1 rRNA gene is annotated in these 559 nt (G+C 49.7%); it reads right to left on the reverse strand.

From position 1 onward, the window contains the following. A 23S ribosomal RNA gene (locus L5L77_RS22645) occupies positions 1-534 on the reverse strand; the annotation flags it as partial. Positions 535-559 lie beyond the last annotated feature (25 nt).

The following is a 559-nucleotide window of genomic DNA, read 5'->3' on the forward strand; positions in this document are numbered from 1 at the left end:
GAACCGCTCCCACTGCTTGTACGTATACGGTTTCAGGTTCTATTTCACTCCCCTCACAGGGGTTCTTTTCGCCTTTCCCTCACGGTACTGGTTCACTATCGGTCAGTCAGGAGTATTTAGCCTTGGAGGATGGTCCCCCCATATTCAAACAGGATGTCACGTGTCCCGCCTTACTCGTTTTCATCAATGGTTAGTTTTCATGTACGGGGCTATCACCCTGTGCCGCTGCGCTTTCCAACGCATTCCACTAACACCCCACTGACTTAAGGGCTAATCCCCGTTCGCTCGCCGCTACTAGGGGAATCTCGGTTGATTTCTTTTCCTAAGGGTACTTAGATGTTTCAGTTCCCCTCGTTCGCCTCGCAACACTATGTATTCATGTTGCGATAACAGCTTATGCTGCTGGGTTCCCCCATTCGGACATCGTTAGCTCAAATGCTTGTTACTAGCTCGCCAACGCTTTTCGCAAGTTACTACGTCCTTCATCGCCTCTGACTGCCAAGGCATCCACCGTATACGCTTAGTCGCTTAACCATACAACCCAAATGAGTTTCACTCA

The organism is Shewanella sp. SM29, from assembly GCF_025654245.1.
Lineage (GTDB): Bacteria > Pseudomonadota > Gammaproteobacteria > Enterobacterales > Shewanellaceae > Shewanella > Shewanella oncorhynchi.